This is a genomic window from Streptomyces sp. GB4-14 (genome assembly GCF_022696125.1).
Classification (GTDB): domain Bacteria; phylum Actinomycetota; class Actinomycetes; order Streptomycetales; family Streptomycetaceae; genus Streptomyces; species Streptomyces werraensis.
In genome coordinates this window covers 6,314,457-6,333,204 of the sequence record NZ_RZHO01000002.1, presented here as the reverse complement: position 1 = coordinate 6,333,204, position 18,748 = coordinate 6,314,457, and the positions used below count along the sequence as shown (strand labels likewise).

Sequence of the window (18,748 nt, the reverse complement as noted above, 5' to 3'; positions counted from 1 at the left end):
TGACTTCGTCTTCCCGTAATCGCCTCGGCTCCCCGCGCGCGTCCGCGCGAAGTCCCCCGTCTGCGCCGCCCGCGGGGGGTGGCGCCCGCTGCGGGGCGCCTTCCGGCGCGGGGCCGTGCGGGTGACGGGCCCGCACCCTCGCGTGGGGTGCGGGCCCGCCGGACGGAGCAATCGGCGTGTGAACGCCTACCGGTTGATCACGAAGGTGGAGCCGGGTTCGATCAGCACGTCGCCTTCCGCCGATCCGGTGATGGTGACGTTCGTCAGGGTGGCGCTGCCCCGGGCCCCGCCCATGGCGAGGATGCCGGAGCCGTTGTTGGACTTGCTGATGGTCACGTCCGAGATCCGCACGTCCGGCATGGCGCCGCCGCCGGTCTTGAACTGGATGCCGTCGTACGTCGAGTCGTGGATGTCGGTGTCGCGGATGACCACGCCGGGGATGTCGGGGCCCTGGGCGAACAGGGTGATGGCGCCGAACTCCTGGTCCTCGTTCCAGAAGGCGCCGCCGGTGCGGTACAGCCCGTTGCCGGCGATCAGGGTCTGCCCGGAGAACGGCGTGGGGTCGTGGTCGGTGGCCAGCATGATGCCCGGGTAGTTCATGGTGTCGTACACGAGGTTGTTCTCGACCGTGTTGCCGTGGCCGCCGTAGATCGCGATGCCGTTGGCGCGCCAGGGCAGTTGGACGGTGTTGTTGCGGAAGTGGTTGTCGTGGCCGATGTCGGTCGCCGGGTTCCTGACGTGCTTGCTGGACCACACGGCGAGGGCGTCGTCGCCGGTGTTGCGGAACGACGAGTTCGTCACGGTGGAGTCGTGGCTGCCGTTGGTGAGGTTGATGCCGTCCGCGTAGGTGTTGCGGATCCGCATGCCGGTGAACTCCAGTCCGTCGGCCGGGTTCCACAGGTCCGGGATGTCGGAGTAGTCGCGGCCCACCCAGACGCCGACGTTGGCGTGCTCGATCCACACGTTGCTGATGCGGGTGTTCTTGCCGAAGCGCCCGTTCAGGCCGACGCCTCCCTCGGCGCCACCGTCGCCGCCCCGGATGGTGCCGGAGCCGAAGATGGCGAGGTCGGAGATCTTCGTGTTGTCGTCGATGTCGAAGCCGAAGTTGCCCTCGTGCGGGTGGTTGATGCCGCCGGCCTGGTGCGGGGGCGTCAGGGTGTACAGCTGGGAGTGCCACATGCCGGCGCCGCGGACGGTGACGTCGCGGATGCCGACCTGGTTGAACGCGCCGCGGTCCAGCGGGTCGTCGGTGAGGATCTTCTGCTCCTGGCGCCACTGCCCGGCCGGGATCCACACGCAGCCGATCTCGCCCCGCTGGTCGGCGGTGACGGCGCGCTGGATGGCGGTGGTGTCGTCGATGCCGTCGTTGGGGACGGCGCCGTACTCGGTGATCGACACGCACCCGGCGGGCCTCTCGGCGGGCGGGGCCACCTGCTCCAGGTCGATCAGGTCGACGACGTAGAAGGCGGCGCGGTCGTCGGCGTCGCGCTGGAGCCGGAACACGGTCCCCGCCGGGTAGGTGTCGGAGAGCAGCGCGTGGGACTCGTCGAAGAGGCGGCGTGCGTCGGCCTGAGGAGTGTTGGTGAGCCCCTCGGGCTGGTCGGTGGTGCCGTAGAGCCAGCTGTGCTTGGAGCTGAGGCCGAGCTTCCGCACGAACGTCCCGTCGGCGTAGAGGCTGAGGGTGGCCTCGGTGCCGCCTCCGCCCGGGGCGTCGGGGATGGAGTGGCGCACGACGATCGAGTTGGTGGCGCCGGTGGAGGTGAACTCGACGTACTGGCCGGTGGAGTCGAGGCGGACGGACTGACGGCCGGAGGACTCGGTGGCGAAGTTGGTGTGGCCGAAGGTGCGCTTGGCGTCGGCGGTCAGCAGGGTGCCCCGGTAGGCGCCGCCCTCCGCCTCGTACTCGGTGTACGGGACGGCGGCGCCGCGGCCGACGACGATCGAGCGGCTGAGGACGTTGTTGTTCTCGTCGGTCTCGGCGACCGTGCCGGTGGCGTCCGCGGCGGCGGTGAGGACGGCGGGGCCCGCGGTGGCGGTCCAGGTGCCGGCGACGGCGACCTCGGCGGTGGCGCCGGCGGCGATCGCCCCGGTGGTCCCGTCGAGGGTGCGTCCGGCCACGGTGAGCCGGGTGACCGAGCCGGCGGGGACGGGTGAGGTGCCCCGGTTGTGCACGGAGACGGTGAACGACACCGGCGCGCCGACGGCGGGTGTGGCCGGGCTGGTGCGGATGCCGGTGACCTCCAGGTCGGGGCCGGGACTCTGCGCGACGGTCAGCCGGTCCGTCGCGGTCCGGCTGTTGTTCGTCTCGTCCAGCTCGGGGACGGTGTCCGTGGGGTCGGCCACGGCGGACACCGTGTAACTGCCCCTGACGCGGGTGCCCGCATCGACGGACACGGTGAGGGAGGCGCCCGGGGCGAGCGCGGAGACGGGGGCGCTGCCCACGACCGTGCCCTCCAGGCTGACGTTCAGCGTCGCGGCGGCGGACTGGGCGGTGCCGGCGTTGCGCACGGTCGCGCGGACGGTGACCGGGTCCGTCTCGGTGGGGGCGGCGGGGGTCCAGTCGAGGGCGGTGACGGTCAGGTCGGGGTTGGGTGCGGCCGTGCCCCGGACCTCCAGCTCGGCGACCTGGGCGCCGTAACCCGCCGAGTTGTGGCCGAACGTGAGCTGGATGTCGGCGACGCGTGCGGTGACGGGGATGGTGACGCCGTTGCCGTTGCCTGCCGGGTCGAAGGTGTGGTCGGCGCGGGCCTTGAGCGTGGTGTACGCGCCGGACGAGCGGTCACGTCCGAGGACCTCGATGCTCTGGGTGCGCCGCTCCCACGTCATTGCCGGGTTCAGCCTCACGACGACGGCGGTGACGTCGGCCTCGGCGCCGAGGTGGACGGTGAGCGTGGCGGGGTGACCGGCCGACTCCCAGTAGGTGTCGACGCGCCCGTCGTTGGCGTTGGCTGCCACGAAGGAGTGAATCGTGGAGGACGCCTCCACCGGTTTGCCCAGCGCAAGATCGGTGCCGTCGGCCGGTGGCTGACCCGGTCCCCCTCCCCCGTCCTCGCCGTACACCTCGAGCGCGGACAGCTGCGCGGCGTTCCAGCCGGTGTTGGCGGTGACGCGGACGCGGAGATGGCGTACGTCGCGGGCCGGGAAGGTGAGCGTGACGGTGTTGGCGCGGTCGGGGTCGAAGCGGTGTGCCGCCGAGGCGGACAGCGCGGTGAACGACGAGCCGTCGGTGCTGCCCTCCACGGAGAGGGTCTGGGTGCGCGCCTCCCAGGCGGCCGGCAGCTTCAGCACGACCTCGTCGACGCGGACCGTGCCGCCCAGATCGAGGCGGACGGACTGCGGGAAGGAACCCAAGGGGCCTTCCCAGTAAGTGAGTTGTCTTCCGTCGGTCAGGTTGGTCGCGGGGTACTCGGGATGGGACCCGGTGGCCGTGACGCTCCTGCCGAGCGCCAGGTCGGGTCCGCGGACCGCCTTCGCGGCGGCGCCGGCCGTTCCGGGTGAGAGACCGGCGGCGACCAGGCCGGCCAGGAGCAGGCCGGTGATCGTACGCAGGCCGAAACGCGTGCGTCTCATGAAGTCCTCGTTCCACGGCGGGTGCTGAGGGCGCGCGGCCACCCGGGCAGCCCGATGCCCCTGCCGAGGATTGCCGACGCCCGATGCGATATTTGCGGGACGTCGTTCATTTCTTGCGGCTCTCGCATTGAAGTTTCCGGTTGGCGCATCACTTGTCAATGGCGTGGACACAGCGTCCGGCAGAGAACCGGGGCACCTCGCGCGTCACGGGCGTCAACCGCGCACCTCTCCGGGAGTCCGCGGAGGAGAAACGGTCAACCCCGCCCGGCCGTACCATGACTGGCCACCGGCAGACCACACGACGAAAGGACACCTTCATGTCCGACCACTCCACCGTCGCCACCGATCTCACGTCGCAGTACGTCGCCCAGGTCGCGAGCGACCTCGAGCGCAACGCCAAGGAGCAGGAGCGCGTCGGCGCCCAGATCGCCGAGCTGCAGCAGCAGTTGGCCGCGCTTCGACGGGACCACGCGCTGCTGGTGAAGATGCAGCAGGCGCTGGATCTGGCGGCGGGGTCCGCAGGATCCGCGGCGGACGCCGTTGCTGCGGCGGAGGGCTCCGGGGACACTGCGGTCGCCTCCGGGGACACCGGGGTCGCCGCGCCCGCCGTGGTCACCGAGCCCTCGACGGAGGAGTCCGCCGGGTCGTCGGAGGACACCGCCGTGTCCGGGGGCGCGACCGTGCCGGCGCCGCGCAGGCGCAGTGGTGTGAAGCCCGGGGCGGAGAAGCCGAAGCGGGAGCGGAAGAAGGTGCCGGCGGGCGGCGCCGGCAGGAGCACCTCGTCGCCGAAGACGGGCGGCTCGGCGAAGGCCGGTGCCGCCAGGACCGCGGGTGCCGCCAAGTCCGGTGGCCCGGCGAAGGCCGGCGCGTCGAAGCCCGCCGGATCGGCGAGGTCCACCGGAGCCAGGGCCTCGCGCAAGCCCGCCACCCCCGAGCCCGCCGGGAAGACGTCCGCGGTGAAGGGGCCGCGCAAGGCTCCGGCGAAGGCCGCGGAGTCCGCCCGGGGCGACGCGCCGAAGCTGGTCGACCTGGTCCGCCGGCACCTGGACGAGCAGAAGGAGCCCCGCTCGGCGGCGGAGATCGCCACGGCGCTGGGCCAGGCGCATCCCGGACGCACCATCAAGGTCACGGTGGTCCGCTCCACCCTGGAGGGCCTGGTCGCGCGCAACCAGGCCCAGCGCAGCAAGCAGGGCACCTCGGTGTTCTACACCGCGCCCGACGGCTCCACGCCGGCCCCGGAGCGTGCGTCCGACGCACAGTCCTGAGGCCGGCCGGCCGCTTTCACGGACGCGTGTGGCTCACCTCCGGCGGCCCGAACGAGACGCGGGTGCGGAAGCCGTCCGCCGCCCAGGTCACCTCGACGGTCCCGTCGTCGACGCGCACGTCGGTCACCGCGTCCGCCGGAGACGGCGCGTCGTGACCGGCGGTGAGGGACGCCAGGGCGAGGTGCACCGTGGTGCCCCCGCAGCCTCCGGTGAGGCGGGGCACGCGGGCCCAGGGGGTCCAGGCGGTGCCCTGTGGCGCGGGGACCGTCTCCGGAGCCGGGTCGTCCCAGCCGAACAGGCCGTGCAGGGCGGAGACCGTCGGCTCCTCGGGGCCGGTGGCCCAGCCGGTGAGGGTGACCCGTGATCCGGGCGGCGCTCCCGTCACCCGGTGCGCCCGCAGCTCCAGGCCGCCGTGCGCGACGGTGACGCTCTCGACCGTCAGGCCCGGCACCATCGGCGGGCCCGCGACGAACACGGGCCGGTGCCAGGATGCGGCCCAGCCCCAGCCGTCGCCGTGCCCCGCGCCCAGGGGGTGGACGCGGCGGCGCACACTGGGCCGCCCGGCCACCTCCACCGACAGATGGTTGTCGGCGACGTTCGCCGGGGCCGTGGGCCCGGTGCGGGTGGAGTACGCCAGGCGGCCGTAGTGCGGGTCGTCGTCGGCCGCGGACTCGCCCTCGTGCGGCCGCACATGGTCGCTGCCGTGGTTGTGCAGCCGTACGGTGCCGTCGGCGCGGGTGGACTGCAGCAGCAGGCCGGGTCCGGGCAGGGACAGCACCCGGTCGGCCTCCTCCACCGGGGCGGGCTCCTCCGTGTCCGTCCACAGCGCGTGGCCGGCGGGGGCGAGCAGCGCGACGAACGCCTTCGACGCCCAGTACGGCGACGCGGGACCGGAGTACTCCTGGAGGCTCGCCTCGTGCGGGCCGTACCAGCCGAGGGACAGCAGCCCGTCAGGGGTGAGCGCGCCCCGGTCGAGGAAATGGCGCAGGCTGCCGCTCGCGATGCGGCGCGAGGCGCCCGGCGTCAGCGGGGTGTGTCCCGTGACGGCGCCCAGCGACACGGCCGCGGAGGCGGCGAAGCGGTACGTCAGGGAGCGGCCGTGGTGCAGCGGGGCGCCGTCCGCGCCGAACATCAGGGAGAAGCCGTCGAGGTGGGCGCGGAGGCGTCCGCCGTGACGGGCGAGGGCGTCGGCGTCGCCCGAGAGGTGGGCGTCGAGGACCGGGTAGAGGTGCAGGGCCCAGCCGTTGTAGTGGTCGAAGGCACGTCCGTCGCCGTCGGCGTACCAGCCGTCGCCCCGGTACCAGCTCTCCAGCAGGTCCAGCGCCCGCTCCCGGGCGGCCGCGGTCTCGGCGTCGCCCCGGCCGACGGACTCCAGGAACCCGGCGACGGTGTACGGGAAGAGGTACCAGTTGTTGGGCGCGGGGGTGTGCCGCAGCGCACCGCGCAGCCACTCCTCGGCGCGGTCCCGCACGTCGGTGTCGAGCTCGTCCCACAGCCAGGGCGCGGTCAGCCGCAGGCCGAGGGCGACGGACGCGGACTCGACCATGGGCTGGCCCTGGACGTCGAAGTCGAGGATCTCGGGCCAGGACTCGGTGTCGTCGCGGCCGGGAGTGCGGGTGCCGGCGGCGAGTCCGTCGGCGTACCGCTCCAGCAGGTGGTGGGGGTCGCCGCCGCCGGCGCCCGCCACGCGGAAGGCGGCGGCGAGGAACGTCCGGGCGTAGCCCTCCAGACCGTCGGAGCGCACGCCCGACCGGGAAGGGCGGCCGGGCAGGTGGAGCAGGGCACTGCCGGGGGTGGCCCAGCGCCAGGCGGCCGTGAGCAGCCCGTCCGCCACCGCCTCCCAGTGGGCCCGGGTGTACCCGGTGCGGGGACTGAGGCCGTGGTCGTCGGCGGGCAGGTCGAACGGGATGCTCATGCGAGGAAGGCCAGCCTTTCGCGTCGGACGGGGTGCAGGAAGCCCTTTCCGGAGGCCCAGCGGGCGATCTCGGAGACCGCGGTGTCGGCGAGCCGGCGCCACTCGTTGCCCTGCGAGCCGGCGAGGTGCGGGGTGATGAGGACGTGTTCACAGTCCCACAAGGGGTGGTCGGGCGGCAGGACTTCGGGGTCGGTCACGTCGAGCACGGCGCGGATGTGGCCGGCGAGGGCGGCGTCGGTGAGCGCGTCCTGGTCGAGGACCGCGCCGCGCGCGGTGTTGATGAGCACGGCGCCGGGCCGCATCGAGCCGATCAGGTCCCGGGAGACAAGTCCGCGGGTCTCGGGCAGCAGCGGGGTGTGGACGCTGACGGTGTCGCTGAGCCGGAACAGCTCCGTGAGTCCGACGCTTCGCACCCCCAGCCGGGCGGCCTCGGCCTCGTCGACGTACGGGTCGTGCAGCAGTACGTCGATGTCGTGCGGGCGGAGCAGGTCGATCACGCGGCGGCCGACGAGGGACGCGGAGAGGATGCCGACGGTGCGGCGGTGGTTGCCGACCGTGCGGGGAGTGCGCAGCCAGTCGGCGCGGGTGCGGGAGGCGCGGTACTCGCGGGCGCTCTCCAGGACCCGCTTCCCGGTGAGGAGGATCATCGCGAGGGTGTACTCGGCGACGGGGACGGCGTTGGCCGCGGCGGCGGAGGACACCTCGACCCCGCGGTCCCAGCAGGCGTCGGTGACATGGCCGCGGACACTGCCGGCGGTGTGCACGACCGCCCTCAGCCGGGGCGCGGCCTGCAGCACGGCGTCGTCCAGCGGCGGGCAGCCCCAGCCGGTGATCAGCAGGTCGACTTCGGCGAGCACGGCGCGGGCGGCGGGGGTGGTGAAGTCCTCCAGCACCGCCGGGGCGAGGCGGCACAGGGCGTCGAGGGCGGCACGCGACTCGGGGTCGAGGACGGCGGACGCGACGTCCGGCGACATGGCGAGGGCGGCGCGGGGACGGGGGCCGGGCATGGGCTCGGTCATGTGGTGCGGCAACTCCTTGCGTGGGCGTTCACTTCACGGCACCTGCGGTCAGACCGCTGCGCCAGAAGCGCTGGAGCAGGACGAAGGCGAGGATCAGCGGCACCACGGCGAGCAGCGATCCCATGATGACCACGGGGTAGTACTCCGGTGACACCGACGCGGAGCTGTTCCACGCGTACAGGCCGAGGCTGACGGGGTACAGGTCCTGGTCGGAGAGCATCACCATGGGCAGGAAGAAGTTGTTCCAGATGGCGGTGAGCTGGAAGAGGAACACGGTGACCAGACCGGGTCCGAGCATCCTCAGCGCGACCCGCGCGTACATGGTGAGTTCGCCGGCGCCGTCGATGCGGGCGGCCTCCAGCACCTCGTCGGGGACGTAGCCCTGGCTGAAGATGCGGCCGAGGTAGACGCCGAACGGGTTGAAGAGGACGGGGACGAACACCGCCCAGAAGGTGTTGACCAGCCCGGCCTCGGAGGCCATCAGGTACAGCGGCAGGGCGAGCACGGTCTGCGGCACCATGACGGCGGCGAGGACCAGGCCGAACAGCTTCTCCTTGTGCCGGAAGCGGTACTTGTCGAAGGCGTAGCCGCAGGCGACGCTCACCAGCGCGCCGACGGCGGCGCCGAGCACCGCGTACAGCAGGCTGTTGACGTACCAGCGTCCGTAGAGACCGCCGTCCATGGCGAACAGGTCGGTGAGGTTCTGGGCGAAGGAGAAGCCGCTGAGGGAGAGCAGGTCGCTGCCGAAGAGGGCGTCGCGGTTCTTGGCCGCGGCGAGCACCAGCCACAGCACGGGCAGCAGGGTGTAGAGGACGGAGATCGCGACGACGGCGTTGACGGTGGCGCGGCCCAGCAGGCGGGGGCGCAGCGCGGTGGAGCCGGTGGCGCTCATCGGGCCTCCTCGGCGGTGGAGTTGCGGCTGGTGAGGCGGGTGACACCGTAGGACAGGGCGATGGTGCACAGCAGCAGGACGACGGAGGCGGCCGCGGCGAGGCTGTAGTTGTTGCGGGTGAACGCCGCGTCGTAGATGTACATGCTGGGCGAGAAACGGGAGTTGATCATCGGGGAGGACTGGCTGAGCAGCATCGGCTCCGTGAACAGCTGGAGCGCCCAGATGAGGGTGAACATGGCGACCATCACGACGGAGGCCCGCACGAGCGGCGTCTTCACCTGGAGCGCGGTGCGCACGGGGCCCGCCCCGTCGACGACGGCGGCCTCGATCACCTCGCGGGGCACGGCCTGGAGTGCGGCGTAGAAGACCACCATGTTGTAGCCGAGGTTGCTCCACAGGGCGATGTTGACGATGGACGGCAGCACGGTGTGCACGCCGAGGAAGTCGACGGTGATGTCGGCGCGGGCGAACAGGTCGATGACCGGGCTGATGCCGGGGGTGTAGAGGTACAGCCAGATGAGGGCGGCGATGATGCCGGGCACCGCGTGCGGCAGGAACAGCCCGAGCTGGGCGAAGGCGCGCAGGCGTACGACGCCGGAGTCGAGCAGCAGGGCCAGCAGGAGCGCGCCGGCCACCATGAGCGGGATGTAGATGAGGCAGTAGAGGGCGACGGTGCCGAGTCCGCCGAGGAAGGTGGGGTCGGTGAGGACGGCGGCGTAGCTGCGCAGTCCGACGAAGACGGTGCGTTCGGGGCCGAAGCCGAGTCCTGGCTGGTCGTCGCTGTAGAAGCTGAGGTAGGCGGCGGTGCCGACGGGGATCAGGAAGACGGTGGTCAGCAGCAGGAAGAAGGGGGCCATCAGCACGCCGGCGGCGCCCAGCCTGCGGCGCCGGGCGGTGCGGCGGGTGCGGGCGGAGGGGGCGGCGGCGCGCGGGGCGGGGACCCGCACGGTGTGCTCGGTCGTCGCGGTCATGAGGGGTGTCACCTGCCTTTCGGGCGGCTCAGGTGCTGTGCTGGGTGGTCGACAGGCCGAGGGCCCTGAGGTCGGGCATGGTGCCGTCCTGGGCGGCGCGTACCGCGTCGACGATCGTGCCGCGGCCCGCCGGGACCCGGGCGAAGGAGTCCTGCATGACCCGGCCGGTGGCGGTCATCCGCGGGCCCCAGACCCAGCCGTCGCGGATCTTCTCCGCCTCCTGCTCGAAGAGGGTGTAGATGTCCTGGCCGCCGTAGTAGGAGCGGTCGAAGGCCTCCCGGCCGACCGCCACGAGGGCGGAGGCCGCCGGGTACTGGCTGCTGGTGCCGCTGGACAGTCGGGCGCGCAGGGCGTCCGGGTGGGAGACCTGCCAGGCGATGAACTCCATCGCGGCCTCGGGGTTCGCGCTGTCCTTGGTGACGGCGAAGGTGGAGCCGCCGTGGGTGCCGACGGCGGGGCGGGCGGTGTCCCACTGGGGCAGCGGGGCGATGCGCCACTGCCCCTTCTGGCCGGGGCGGGCGTTCATCTGCGCACCGGCGTCCCAGGCGCCGCTGAGCCGGGTGAGGACGAGCCCGTTGCCGATCTGGGCGTCGGACTGCCGGCTCTCCACGGCGTTCATGAAGACGTCGTCGCGGTCGATCAGGTCCTGCCAGTACGCGGCGACGCGGCGCGTGGGGGCATCGGCGAGGGAGACGTTCCAGGCGCCGTCGCGGGTGTCGAACCACTGGGCGCCCGCCTGCCAGGAGTAGGCGGCGAACTGGGTGGCGCCGTCGGTGGGGAACAGCACGAGCCGCCGCTCGGGCGCCTTGCGCCGCACGACGCGGGCGAGGTCGGCGAACTCGTCCCAGGTGCGCGGCACGTGGAGGCCGTAGCGGTCGAACAGGTCGGCGCGGTAGTGCATCACCATCGGCTCGACGTCGAGGGGAACGCTGAACACCCGTCCCTGGAAGGTGGTCAGGCCGAACGCCTGCGGCAGCAGTCTCGCCCGCAGCCGGTCGTCGACCAGGTCGGTGATGTCGCGGGCGACGCCGTCGATGGCGAACCCCGGCACCTGCGGGTACTCGATCGTGGCGACGTCGGGGGCGTTGCCCGCGCGGGCGGCGTTGCTGAGCTTCGCGTAACCGCCCTGGCCTCCTGAGGGGATCTGCTGGAAGTCGACCTGGATGCGGTCGTGGGTGCGGTTGAAGGCGTCGACCACTTCCTGGCTGCCGCGCAGTGCGGACCAGAAGGTGACGCGTACGGGCTTCTTCGCACCGGTTCTGCTGCTGCCTGATGGGGCGTCGTCCGCACCCCCGTTGCAGGCGCCGAGGGCTCCTGCAAGCGGCGCGGCGGCCATCGCGGCGAGCACGGACCGACGGCGGTGTCGACCGGGCATGGCGCCTCCCGCGGCTCCTGGCGTGTCTGGGACACGGCTGTTCGGGGACACGGGAATCGTCGGGGCTCGACCGACAGACGGTCAATAGATCGATCAGAAGAAAATGAAACGTTCAAACGCTCATTCTTCTCGAGGCGTCGGTCGGAGCGGTCGAACCGCGGACGGACAGGGAGGGCAGCAGCTCCACCCGGCGCACGGGGGTGCGCCCGGCCGTCTCCGAGTCCAGCCGCTCCAGCAGGAGTTCGGCGGCCGCCCGGCCGACGTCCGCCTTCGGCGGGGCAACGGCGGTGAGCGGGGTCGTACCCAGTCCGGCGACCACGTCGTCGTAGGCGACGACGGAGCAGTCCTCCGGGACCCGCACCCCGTGGTCCGCGAGCCGCTGCACCAGCATCAGCGCGTCGACGTCGCCGTGCAGCACCGCCGCCGTGGCGCCCGTCTTCCGCAGCACCTCGTGCAGTTCGGCGGTCTCCTCCGTGGCGTACGGGCCCTCCTGGCCGGCCTCGGGCGCGCTCAGCGTCCACGCCCACGCCTCGACGAGCGGGTGCGCCTCGGCGATCCGCGCGCACGCCGACCGCAGGGTGCGCGCGGTGGGGCTGTCGTCGCGGGTGGCGAAGACGATCCGCCGGTGCCCGAGGCCCACCAGGTGCTCCACGGCCAGGTGGGCGCCGTGGACGTGGTCGGAGCAGACGGAGTCCATGGCGTGCAGCGCGGTGCCCGCCCCGGGGCGCCGCTCCATCAGCACGGCGGGCACCTCGAGGGCGGCGAGCCAAGGGTGGTCGGCCTCCTCGTCGGCGAGGGTGCGCCAGCGCGGGGCGAGCAGCAGCCCGGCGGCGCCGTCCTCCAACGCGCGCTCCACGAGGGGGCGTTCGGCGCCGGCGACCTGGGGCGCGATGTGCAGCGCGATGCGCCTGCCGGACGCCTCCAGCACCGAGCGGGCGCCGTGCAGGGACTCGTACAGGTAGTGGTGGCGCTCGGGCACGACGACGGCCACGGTGTCGCCGTCCGGCGGGCGAGGCGCGGGGATGTCGCGGGCGGCGAGGGTGGAGCGCACCACCCCGTGCCCGCGGCGCAGCCTCCCCTCCTGGGCCAGCTCCTCCACGTCCCGCCGCACCGTCACCACGGACACCTCGAGTTCGGCGGCGAGATCACTCACCCGCGCGGACCCCCGGGACTCCACGGCAGCGAGGATCCGCTGCCTCCTCACCTCGACCGGCTCGCGCATGAGGCCCCTCCCCGCGACGGGATGTTCGTTTGAACGATGCGGGCATCATAACGATCGCCTTGGCGTGCGTCCCGGGTCGACGTGGTCACTCCAGCACGAGGAGGTACTCACCGGCACGTCCGCCCCCACGTCGCATGCTCTTCGACGCGGGTGTCCCCCAAGGCCCGGGTACGGACGCTCACGTATCACGCGTGCGGATCGTCATCCCTGGCCGACGGCGGTGGACCGTGAGGTACGTGAGGCCGTCGGGGCCCGCCGCGAGGGAGCGGGTGGAGCCGTGAGGGAGCCAGGTCAAGGTGCCGGGGGGCAGGGGGTGGTCGCCGTCCGGGGCGGTCAGGGTGCCGTCGCCGGCGAGGACCAGCAGGAGGACGTCGAGGTCGGGCTCGCGGTGGGTGTCCACGCGGTGGCCGGGCGGGAGACGGACGACGTTGGCGTCGAGCTGGCGCCCGGACTCGGCGAGCCGCCACAGCGCGCCGGCGGTTCCTTCGCCCGCGGCGGCCAGGGCGGCCGTGTCGCAGAGGATGCGGGGCAGGGGTGCTGCCTCGTCGTCCGGTGTGCCGGTGTGCTCCGACGTCATGGTCGCCGCCGTCCGTCCCCGAGAGCCCGGCCGCGCCGGGTGTCACGCGCTCGCTGTCGTGCGGGAACCTAACACGCGGCCGCGGGCAGGGCGGCCAGCCAGTCCGTGAGCAGGCGGTTGGTCTCCTCGGGCCGCTCCTGCTGCACCCAGTGCCCGCAGCCCTTCAGGATGTGGGAGGAGACCAGGCCGGGCAGGGTGACCGGGAAGGCGTCGATCGCGTCGGCCATCCAGGTGGTGGACGCGTCGAGTTCCCCGCCGATGAACAGGGACGGCTGGGTGACCGGTGCCCCGTCGTACGCGGCGAGGTCCTCCCAGTCCCGGTCCACGGCGCGATAGCGGGCCAGCGCCCCGCTCATCCCGGTGCGCTCGAACTCGCCCGCGAAGACGTCGAGTTCGGCGTCCGTGAGCCACGCGGGGCGCCGGTCCGCCGGGAACCGTTCGCGCAGGGTCCCGCCCGGTCCGGTGAAGTACGGCGAGGGCGCTCCGTGGCCGGGCATGGTGTCGGCGGACAGGGCCGCGTAGAACCCGGCGAGCCAGCCGCGTACGTCCGGCTCGATCTCGGCCTCGGCGCTGCCCGGCTCCTGGAAGTACGACACGTAGAACTCCTCGTCGCCGCCCATCGACGCGAAGACCGTGCTGGGGCGCGGTCCGCCGCGCGGGGCGTAGGGGACACCGAGCATCGCCACCGCGCGGAAGACGTCCGGCCGGAGCAGGGCGGCGTTCGAGGCGACGGACGAACCCCAGTCGTGGCCGGCGACGACGGCGGTCCGCTCCCCCAGCGCCTCGACCACCGCGACGGCGTCGTCCACGAGTTCCCGTACGCGGTACGCGTCCGGGTCGGCGGGCCGGGAGGAGCGGCCGTAGCCGCGCACGTCGACGGCAACCGCCCGGTAGCCGGCCGCGGCGAGGGCGGGCAGCTGGTGCCGCCAGCAGTACCAGCCCTCGGGAAAGCCGTGCACGAGCAGCACCAGCGGGCCGCTGCCCTGCTCCACCAGGTGCACGCGGCCGGCGGGGGCGGGGACGACACGGTGGACGAGCGGTGATGTCGGTACCGGCACGGCTGCTCCAGAGTCACTCGGGGGCCCGGGGCGCCGGCGCGGCTCCCGAGGGCCCTGTGTCGTACGGCGAGCATGCGCCGTCGCACAACGGAGGGCGAGTGATGTTGCCGGTTCCGCAAACGCCGGCCGTGATGCTGCCCACGGTCGTCCTCGTCGTACGGCCGGTGCCGGCCGGCGGCGGCTTGTCGCGCAGTCCCCCGCGCCCATCGAGGGTGCCGGCCGAACAACCCGCCCAGGGGCGCGGGGAACTGCGCGAACGGACCCCACCGGCCCGCAGCCGCATCTGATTCCGCACCGTGTGCCGAGTCACCGTTTCGCGGTTTCCGCGCTGTGCGATGATCCTGGCGGGCCCGGGCGTGCGCGTGCGCCGTGATGTCGCCGACGGGCTCCGGGACGCGAGAGGAATGGACGGACGTGACCGCGCAGGGACCGGACGACGGCGGAACGCCGCGGCATCGGGAGGACGGCGTGCCGTCTCTGTCCGACGACGTCTGGCAGCGGTTCCTCATGGACAGCGAGCAGGCCATCCGCACATCCGCCCCCAAGGAGCCCTCAGCGGTGCAGCGGGCCGCGGGACGGCCCCCGCACTTCCCGCCGCCCGCACCGGCGAAGCCTCCCCGCCACGACGCCCCGGACGTCGTCGGCGACCTGTGGCAGCCGGACGACCCGTGGGAGGGTCCTGCCTGGCGGGACCTCGACGCGCGGGCGCGGCTGCGCCGGATCGCGCGAGTCGTGGGGACGGCCGCCGCGATCGCCCTGGCCCTGGGCGCCTGGTCCCAGCTGTCCACGGGCGCCGGCACCCCGGCGGAGGGGCCCGGCGGCACCGTGCTCCAGCAGTCCGAGGAGGCCCCGGTGACGCTGCCCCCGGGGACCTCCGTGCCGGCCGGGCTCACCACCCCGTCCGCCACGGAGATCCGGACCGGCTGACGGGCCGGCCGACAGGGCGGTCGACGGCCCGGGCAGCGGCGTCCGTTCAGCCGCCCAGCGCCGCCAGCACGACCCCCTTCGCCTCCTCCTGCACCCGGCGCAGATGCTCCGGACCCTGGAACGACTCGGCGTAGATCTTGTACACGTCCTCCGTGCCCGACGGGCGGGCCGCGAACCAGGCGCTCTCCGTGGTCACCTTGATGCCGCCGATGGACGCGCCGTTGCCGGGCGCCTCCGTGAGCACGGCGGTGACCGGCTCCCCCGCCAGGGTGTCCGCGGTGACCTGGGCCGGGGAGAGCTTCGCCAGGCGCGCCTTCTCCTCGCGGGTGGCGGGGGCGTCGATGCGCTCGTAGGCGGGTTCGCCGAAGCGCGCGGTCAGCTCGGCGTAGTGCTGGGACGGCGTCCTCCCGGTGACCGCGGTGATCTCGGACGCGAGCAGCGCCAGGATGATGCCGTCCTTGTCGGTGGTCCACACCGAGCCGTCGCGGCGCAGGAAGGACGCCCCGGCCGACTCCTCGCCGCCGAAGCCGAGAGCGCCGTCGACCAGTCCGTCCACGAACCACTTGAAGCCGACCGGCACTTCGACCAGTTCACGCTTCAGGTCGGCGGCGACCCGGTCGATCATCGCCGACGAGACGAGGGTCTTGCCGACGCCCGCCGCCGACGGCCACTGCCCGCGGTGCGCGTACAGGTAGCCGATCGCGACGGCGAGGTAGTGGTTGGGGTTCATCAGGCCGGCGTCGGGGGTGACGATGCCGTGCCGGTCGGCGTCGGCGTCGTTGCCGGTCGCGATGTCGAAGCGGTCGCGCTGCCCGATGAGGGACGCCATCGCGTACGGGGAGGAGCAGTCCATGCGGATCTTGCCGTCCCAGTCGAGCGTCATGAACCGCCAGGTGGGGTCGGTCAGCGGGTTGACGACCGTGAGGTCCAGGCGGTGCTCCTCGGCGATGCGGCCCCAGTAGGCGACGGACGCCCCGCCCAGCGGATCGGCGCCGATGCGGACGCCGGCGGCGCGGATCGCGTCCAGGTCCAGCACGCTCGGCAGGTCCGCGACGTATGTGCCGAGGAAGTCGTAGCGGCCGGTGTTCGGCGCGGCGAGGGCGCGGGCGTACGGGATGCGGCGGACGTCCTTGAGGCCGCCGCGGATGATCTCGTTGGCGCGCTCCTGGATCCAGCCGGTGGCGTCCGAGCCTGCGGGGCCGCCGCTGGGCGGGTTGTACTTGAACCCGCCGTCGGCGGGCGGGTTGTGCGACGGGGTCACGACGACGCCGTCGGCGAGTCCCGTGCCGCGGCCCCGGTTGTGGGTGAGCACGGCGTGCGAGACGGCGGGGGTGGGCGTGTACCCGTCGGCGTTGTCGATGAGCACCGTCACGCCGTTGGCGGCGAACACCTCCAGGGCGGTGACCCGCGCCGGCTCGGAGAGGGCGTGGGTGTCCGCGCCGAGGAAGAGCGGTCCGTCCGTGCCCTGCGCGGCGCGGTACTCGCAGATGGCCTGGCTGGTCGCGGCGATGTGGTCCTCGTTGAACGCGGCGGCCAGTGACGAGCCGCGGTGCCCCGAGGTGCCGAAGGCGACGCGCTGCCCCGGGTCGTCCAGGTCGGGGTGGAGCGCGTAGTACGCCGTGACCAGCCGAGCGACGTCGACGAGATCCTCGGGACCGGCCGGACCGCCCGCTCGCTCGTGCTGCATGTGCCCACTCCTCCGCAAAAGGTCGGTTGTCACGCTTGCGGAGACATCTTTCCCCGCCGGGGCGTCGCCGCGCGAGTGGGCTCGGTCCGCCCCGGCCCCTCCGGCGTCAGATACGTCCGCCGGTCATCCGGGTCAGGGGCCCGTGGGTGTGCCGTTCGGCGCGGCGGCCCACCGCGTAGGAGGCGGCGGTCAGCGCGGTCAGTCCGGCGGCCGCGCCCGCGGCGACCAGCCGGCGGTTGGCGATGACCGTCCAGGCGGTCTTGGCGCCCGCGGCGACCTGCCCGGAGGCGGTGACGACGGCGCGGCGGCCTGCCTCCACGCCCTTGACGGCGGACTGGGCGGCGCCGTTCGCCGCGCGGGCGGCGCGCTCGGTGCCGGACGCGGCGGCCGACGCGGCGTCAGTCGCCTTGGCGGCCACGCCGTTGGCGGCGCTCTTCGTGGACTCGGTCGCCTTGCCGGTGGCCTTGTCCGCGGTCGAGGCGGCCTTGGACGCCGCCGTGGACCCGGTGGTCGAGGTCTTCCGGTTCGCGTTCTTGTTCTGTTCGGTCATGGACACCGGTTTGCCGCAGGACCGGTCGGCAAACACATCCGGTCACGAGGCGCTGCTCACGGTTGTGGGGCGTCAGCCGGCCGGTGAGGGTGCGGACTTGAGATTCCCGGCCGGGACCGGGCTGTGCCGGGGTTCCGGGGGTAGAAGAAGGACGGCACGCACAAACCGACGCCTACCGAGAGGAGTCGCCATGCCCGGCATGGTGGAGCGCATCAAGCAGTTCGCCCGGAGCCCGCAGGGGCGCCGCACGGCCGAGCAGGTACGACGGGCCGCGGCCGACCCCCGGCGGCGGGCGCAGGCCCAGCGGCTGCTGGGACGGCTGCGCGGCGGCCGGCGCTGACCCGGCCCCGGGGCCTGACGTTTCCTCGCGCATCCGCGCGTGCCGTAGGCCGATGAACCGGAAAGGACTCCATGAACGAATCGTCGGTCCGCACCGTGGGCTGGGCCCGCTCCCTGCCGATGGGGCAGGGGGTGAAGGCGGCCCGTGACTGGGCGCGGGAGCACCTCGCCTCCCTCGGGTGGGACGAGACCGCGCCCGAGACGGTCCATTCCGTGCTGCTCACGGTGTCGGAACTGGTCACCAACGCGCATGTGCACGCCGGAACCGACGCGCAACTGGTGATGGCCTGGGACACCCGCTGCCTGCACATCTCCGTGCACGACGGGTCCGCCTCCCTGCCCACACCGCGCGAACCGAGCGAGGAGCGGGTCGGGGGGCGCGGCATGATGCTGGTCGACGTCCTCGCCGACACCTGGGAGGCCCGGCCCTGCCCGCACGGCAAGACGGTCACCGCCTGCTTCCGTGCCCCGGAGGCCGCCAGCGCGGTGTGATCACCCCGGCGCGGTTCGCGGACCCGGCCCGGCCTACGATGGCGGGCCGACCCCCGCAAGGGCCGCCCCGCAGGGGTCGCCCCCCGCAAGGAGCCCCGCACGGTGACCGCCGTTCTGCCCCCGCACCCCGCCACGCCCGTCCTGCGGGCCCCGCGCCGGCTTTCCCGCACCGAGGACGGTGAACGGCTGCACGCCCTGCTGTGGACGGCGGGTCGCGGGCGGCGTGCGATCAGCAGCGCGGTGCTGGGCGGCGGCATCGGCGAGCGGGCGTGGATCCTCAACGCACAGGTGGCGCACGGCTACCGGCGCACCGATCCCGAGCGGCATCTCGCCTCCCTCGCCGCTGACGCGGGCCTGAGCGGGGCCGGGGTGGGGCTCATGACGGCGGCCGACGTGTCGGCGTACGCGCACGCGTGCGACGCGGGCGTGGAGGCGTTCGTCACGGCGGGCGTGGACGTGCGCGGCTGGGCGGCGCGGCCCGGCGAGGGCGCGCAGGGCGCCCCGGAGCCGGGCACGATCAATGTCGTGGTGGCCGTGCCGGCCGCGCTGACCGACGCGGCGCTGGTGAACGCGGTGGCCACCGCGACGGAGGCGAAGGTGCAGGCGCTGGTGGAGAGCGGCCACGACTGCTCCGGCACCCCGACCGACGCGGTGTGCGTCGTCGCCGGCGCCCCGGTCCCCGGCCAGGAGGCGCACGCGTTCGCCGGGCCCCGGTCGCTGTGGGGGGCGCGGCTGGCGCGCGCCGTGCACCGGGCCGTGCGGGACGCCGTGGCCGACGCCGGTCAGGGCCGTCCCGGCACGGCCGATGTGACGCATGAAACACCTGTTCCGGGGTACTGAGCGCCCCATGGACCGCCTCGCCGCCCAGGCAGGTTGCTTCGAGGGCACG

Annotated in this window: 16 protein-coding genes; 5 read left to right on the top strand and 11 right to left on the bottom strand. The window is 73.6% G+C overall.

The genetic code is table 11. The annotated features are described in order from the left end of the window. Window positions 1-186: 186 nt before the first annotated feature. Window positions 187-3,570: a CARDB domain-containing protein gene (locus tag ELQ39_RS30490; RefSeq protein ID WP_242595112.1), complete on the bottom strand. Its 3,384-nt coding sequence runs from the start codon at window positions 3,568-3,570 to the stop codon at window positions 187-189. Between the two features lie 317 nt (window positions 3,571-3,887). Between ELQ39_RS30490 and ELQ39_RS30485 the strand changes: the two genes are divergently transcribed. Further along, window positions 3,888-4,835 carry a hypothetical protein gene (locus tag ELQ39_RS30485; RefSeq protein ID WP_242595110.1) on the top strand — a complete coding sequence of 316 codons (948 nt, stop codon included), beginning with the start codon at window positions 3,888-3,890 and terminating at the stop codon, window positions 4,833-4,835. A gap of 16 nt (window positions 4,836-4,851) precedes the next feature. Here ELQ39_RS30485 and ELQ39_RS30480 read toward each other — a convergent pair whose 3' ends face one another. The 8 genes from ELQ39_RS30480 to ELQ39_RS30445 form a co-directional block, all read right to left on the bottom strand. Then, window positions 4,852-6,750, bottom strand: a complete 1,899-nt coding sequence (locus tag ELQ39_RS30480) for a DUF2264 domain-containing protein (protein ID WP_242595108.1) — start codon at window positions 6,748-6,750, stop codon at window positions 4,852-4,854. Further along, complete coding sequence (locus tag ELQ39_RS30475) at window positions 6,747-7,769, bottom strand: hydroxyacid dehydrogenase (protein WP_242595106.1); 1,023 nt, start codon at window positions 7,767-7,769, stop codon at window positions 6,747-6,749. The genes ELQ39_RS30480 and ELQ39_RS30475 overlap by 4 nt, the downstream gene beginning before the upstream one ends. Window positions 7,770-7,797: 28 nt before the next feature. Beyond that, window positions 7,798-8,661: a carbohydrate ABC transporter permease gene (locus ELQ39_RS30470; protein WP_190003197.1), complete on the bottom strand. Its 864-nt coding sequence runs from the start codon at window positions 8,659-8,661 to the stop codon at window positions 7,798-7,800. Further along, entirely contained in the window at window positions 8,658-9,632 is a 975-nt protein-coding gene (locus ELQ39_RS30465; protein ID WP_190003196.1) for a carbohydrate ABC transporter permease, read from the bottom strand. Before ELQ39_RS30465 ends, ELQ39_RS30470 begins: the two co-directional genes overlap by 4 nt. A gap of 28 nt (window positions 9,633-9,660) precedes the next feature. Continuing rightward, the gene (locus ELQ39_RS30460; RefSeq protein ID WP_242595104.1) at window positions 9,661-11,007 is read right to left on the bottom strand and encodes an ABC transporter substrate-binding protein; all 1,347 of its coding nucleotides are present in this window, start codon (window positions 11,005-11,007) and stop codon (window positions 9,661-9,663) included. A gap of 112 nt (window positions 11,008-11,119) precedes the next feature. Then, entirely contained in the window at window positions 11,120-12,229 is a 1,110-nt protein-coding gene (locus tag ELQ39_RS30455) for a substrate-binding domain-containing protein (RefSeq protein WP_242595102.1), read from the bottom strand. Between the two features lie 178 nt (window positions 12,230-12,407). Continuing rightward, window positions 12,408-12,806: an AraC family ligand binding domain-containing protein gene (locus tag ELQ39_RS30450; RefSeq protein ID WP_242595100.1), complete on the bottom strand. Its 399-nt coding sequence runs from the start codon at window positions 12,804-12,806 to the stop codon at window positions 12,408-12,410. A gap of 68 nt (window positions 12,807-12,874) precedes the next feature. Further along, window positions 12,875-13,864 (bottom strand): alpha/beta fold hydrolase, encoded by a 990-nt coding sequence (locus ELQ39_RS30445; RefSeq protein ID WP_242595098.1) that lies wholly within the window; start codon window positions 13,862-13,864, stop codon window positions 12,875-12,877. 468 nt (window positions 13,865-14,332) lie between these two features. Between ELQ39_RS30445 and ELQ39_RS30440 the strand changes: the two genes are divergently transcribed. Continuing rightward, entirely contained in the window at window positions 14,333-14,791 is a 459-nt protein-coding gene (locus tag ELQ39_RS30440; protein ID WP_443334354.1) for a hypothetical protein, read from the top strand. A 46-nt stretch (window positions 14,792-14,837) separates the two neighbouring features. Here the strand turns inward: ELQ39_RS30440 and pgm are convergent, their stop codons facing one another. Together pgm and ELQ39_RS30430 are read right to left on the bottom strand one after the other, a co-directional pair. Then, complete coding sequence (pgm, locus tag ELQ39_RS30435) at window positions 14,838-16,478, bottom strand: phosphoglucomutase (alpha-D-glucose-1,6-bisphosphate-dependent) (RefSeq protein WP_242595095.1); 1,641 nt, start codon at window positions 16,476-16,478, stop codon at window positions 14,838-14,840. Between the two features lie 106 nt (window positions 16,479-16,584). Beyond that, window positions 16,585-17,028, bottom strand: coding sequence for a hypothetical protein (locus ELQ39_RS30430; protein ID WP_225628993.1), 444 nt, complete (start codon window positions 17,026-17,028; stop codon window positions 16,585-16,587). Window positions 17,029-17,218: 190 nt separating this feature from the next. On the opposite strand from ELQ39_RS30430, the gene ELQ39_RS30425 reads away from it, so the two are divergent. From ELQ39_RS30425 to ELQ39_RS30415, 3 genes are all read left to right on the top strand, one after another. Then, window positions 17,219-17,368, top strand: coding sequence for a hypothetical protein (locus tag ELQ39_RS30425; protein ID WP_019525643.1), 150 nt, complete (start codon window positions 17,219-17,221; stop codon window positions 17,366-17,368). Window positions 17,369-17,439: 71 nt separating this feature from the next. Continuing rightward, window positions 17,440-17,859 (top strand): ATP-binding protein, encoded by a 420-nt coding sequence (locus ELQ39_RS30420; RefSeq protein ID WP_242595094.1) that lies wholly within the window; start codon window positions 17,440-17,442, stop codon window positions 17,857-17,859. Between the two features lie 102 nt (window positions 17,860-17,961). Beyond that, window positions 17,962-18,699 (top strand): adenosylcobinamide amidohydrolase, encoded by a 738-nt coding sequence (locus tag ELQ39_RS30415; protein ID WP_242595093.1) that lies wholly within the window; start codon window positions 17,962-17,964, stop codon window positions 18,697-18,699. Window positions 18,700-18,748: the final 49 nt, after the last annotated feature.